Origin of the sequence: Idiomarina fontislapidosi (genome assembly GCF_003226255.1) — a bacterium.
Classification (GTDB): domain Bacteria; phylum Pseudomonadota; class Gammaproteobacteria; order Enterobacterales; family Alteromonadaceae; genus Idiomarina; species Idiomarina fontislapidosi.
This window is the reverse complement of record NZ_QJST01000033.1, coordinates 1-2,986: the sequence shown is the minus strand read 5'-3', so window position 1 is coordinate 2,986 and position 2,986 is coordinate 1. Positions and strand designations below refer to the sequence as shown.

The window sequence follows — 2,986 nt, the reverse complement described above, 5'->3', positions numbered from 1 at the left end:
GCTTTCAGTCATTCGTTTGCTCATCGTAAAACTCCTTTGTTTTAGTTTAAAAGAAATTCTACGAGTGAGCTGTATTATTTTACGGGATAGTTACAGTACAAGTAAGGCCTGCCCAATACCTTTTTTTTATTTTTTCCGTCTAAATCCGGTATGCGCGAAACCACATAGAGATTTAACCGAGTAGCATCGATTTCATACGTGTGCGAGGGACCAATTGAGTACTCTTGTGCCTTCCCTATGGAAATATCATCATTGTTCTGAACGTGTTTTTGGCTTTTTTGATAGCCTGCCCAAGCCACATGATCGACATCCTTGAGAAAATGATATGTAAATTGGTTAATAGATATTAACTTTTGAGGGTCTATAAACAACTCTTCTTGACCATATACCGTAGTCGTCGATTGACAAAGGGTGGCGTTAAACAATGCATGCAAGGATGCTAGCTTATGATCTGGTGCGCTGGGCAATATTTTTGAAATAAATTTCAGCATTCCTTTTTCATCTTCAGTAGTAAAGTCACGGCGAAGATAATCGTCCGAATCACCTTTAGCACCGATGTAATTTCCTCCTCGTTCAATACGTCTCTGCTCGGCTTCTTTCGCATTAAGTGGCAGCTTCCTCATGGTTCCGCATTTAAACGTCATCGGCAGTAAAGCAAGTGGGTGGCTACCAAAAGCAAGGTATTGGTTAATGTATTTATACAACGTTTGAACCGTAATTCGGGCTTCTTTAACGTAAGTTCGAAGGTGCAGTCCTCCAAGGTCACCTTTTATGTAGAGTTCGATATCTCCCGACTCTATCAAGGGTTTTATCTTGTTGTATTTCGCTAGGGCTACAGCTCGCTTTTCTTCAGTTTCTGAGCCATATAGTCGAGAACCAATAAAGTCATTCGGCTTTCTCTCAAAGTATTCCCATGCATCGCCTTCAATATCACCACCAACGGTTACGATAATTGGCTTTTGGGGTCGGGTTCGCTGAAGAGAGAGCGCTATTTTGTTGAGCTTCGGAAATACCCAGCAGACGGTATAAACTTTGTCAGGTAATGATTTATGAACCATCAATTCATTGACGTTAAAATCAAATTTGTTGGAGGAGTGCGCAATCACCAAGCCCATGCGAAGTCCTCCTTGGCAACAAATACAAAGCTTGCATCAGCAAGCGGACGAAATAAATCGATCTGTAGTCCTTTGTGCCAAATCAAGTACCAAAAGATTGCAAACGTCTTCTCAAAAGAAATGACCGTTCGCAACGACACCTTATAAATTAAATCCGCTAGCCGATATCTTGGTGTGCGTTGGAGTTCTTCCAAAAAGGCAATCTGGGATGCTCTGAGTAGACTATGTGGTATATCGAGATCTCTGAAACGTCGTGCCGTGTCAATGTTCTTAACGAGCACCGGGTTTACAGACCAGTGAGAGGACGTTATCAGCCGAAACTCAGATTTTCGCTCCTCAAGCCAGTATGTGCCCTCAATCTCAAGCTTGTCTCTTGTTCGCCCAATCACCCTGTCAGAGCCATCTTCAACTGCGATGTCGTTATCGTACTTTAGCGAAACGGCTATTTTCTTTATCTCACCTGTAATGACATCGACATATTGAAAGAAAAAATCAGTTGTCATTATCGCAGCTTGATAGCCTTGATTTTCTTCTTTTACCAACCCGCTCTTAGGGGCGTATCGAGGGTGAGGTATGTTTAATCGCGACGCGACTTTCAAGGTCGTATCCACATCAAGCAGCGGATATTGCGTTTTAACAGCTGATACGTTTTTAAGGTAGGAGAGTGTGATCCCGAATCGGCGCTCTAAATCTGAGAAATACTCATGACGAGCTGAATCTGCCCCCAATTGCTCAGAGGACGCATTCCCCACACTTGAGAACTGCCGTGCAGTTTTGTAAGAGACGTATTTTCCCTCAAAATCTCGGCGCTCAAGGTACGCCTCAATTTTATTCTCGGTCAGCTCAGTTACTCTGGGCTGCTTAATTTTTGGTTGATTTGCATTTTTCATAACTTTAATTCCAGTGGCTACAAAACTGAAATTAGACGCAAAAAATCAATCGATCAAACGAAATCACCAAAAACAATGAAATCTATTGTAAAAACCAATAAAAACGGGGAGGTAGAAATATTTTACTAACGATAAGTGGGTAATCTATGAGATTATTTACGGTTTTTTATATTATTTTCGGAGGCTTAACTTAGGAATAAACAATAAGAGCTTTTTATAGTAACAAAAAAACCTTAAAAGTCAACAAAACCTATATTTGACAGGCGCTATAGCATCGACTAATAAGTTAATAAATACATTTATGTGTGTCATCATGATTAAAGTCACTGAAGAAAAACTGTTAGCGTTTGAGTTGTTCTTACACCATCAGAAATTCGGTAAGAAAAGAGCTTTTGAGGTATTCACTGCACCTCAGGAACGCTTCGAGCAGAAGGCTGTTTTCGATTTGCTGGAAGTCGCTGATTGTGTAGCAATAATCAAAAATACCCTTTGAGATTAAATGAATTTATCCAAGCTGGCATCTTTGTATAGTGGGAAATAGACAAACTCACAGCCCTAATTTCTCTAAAAGAGCAGGCGTTGCTTTCCAAGCGCTCAGTCTATTGAGTGTTCATTGCGACTTAGTCAGCGATACCTTACCACGGATATTTGAAATTCTGAGCGAGGGCGTCATTCCATCACCTTCAAAGTCGTAAACAATGAGCTCGGGCTGATACAGATCAAAAGCCTGTCCAACGAATACACAAGCTGCGTTGGAGGCGCAAATTAGAAGGTGAACGCGCTCGACGTTGTGTTGATCATTGAGGTGCTGAAGGAGTGAGTGTATATCCGCCCTTAATTGCAAACCGTTATCAGGGTGGGGAATTGCCGCGTTACCCATTTGCTTGGTAGTGTTCATAATTCTGTGTCATTTCGTTAAACTAAGCAAAAAAAGAGATGACATATGACCAAAACCAATTTCGACATGGATGCCGCTTTAAA

At 41.2% G+C, this 2,986-nt stretch carries 4 protein-coding genes; 1 reads left to right on the top strand and 3 read right to left on the bottom strand.

The window, feature by feature from the left end; translation table 11 throughout:
• Positions 1-74: 74 nt before the first annotated feature.
• Both DFP83_RS13350 and DFP83_RS13345 read right to left on the bottom strand, forming a co-directional pair.
• On the bottom strand, positions 75-1,115 hold the full coding sequence (locus DFP83_RS13350) for a hypothetical protein (RefSeq protein ID WP_110576559.1): 1,041 nt from the start codon (positions 1,113-1,115) through the stop codon (positions 75-77).
• Complete coding sequence (locus DFP83_RS13345; protein WP_110576557.1) at positions 1,103-2,005, bottom strand: TnsA endonuclease N-terminal domain-containing protein; 903 nt, start codon at positions 2,003-2,005, stop codon at positions 1,103-1,105. The genes DFP83_RS13350 and DFP83_RS13345 overlap by 13 nt, the downstream gene beginning before the upstream one ends.
• Positions 2,006-2,318: 313 nt before the next feature.
• On the opposite strand from DFP83_RS13345, the gene DFP83_RS13340 reads away from it, so the two are divergent.
• Positions 2,319-2,498, top strand: coding sequence for a hypothetical protein (locus tag DFP83_RS13340; RefSeq protein ID WP_110576556.1), 180 nt, complete (start codon positions 2,319-2,321; stop codon positions 2,496-2,498).
• A 117-nt stretch (positions 2,499-2,615) separates the two neighbouring features.
• Here the strand turns inward: DFP83_RS13340 and DFP83_RS13335 are convergent, their stop codons facing one another.
• A complete protein-coding gene (locus DFP83_RS13335; protein ID WP_110576554.1) occupies positions 2,616-2,903 on the bottom strand; it encodes an SAVED domain-containing protein in 288 nt (95 codons plus the stop codon).
• Between the last annotated feature and the right edge of the window lie 83 nt (positions 2,904-2,986).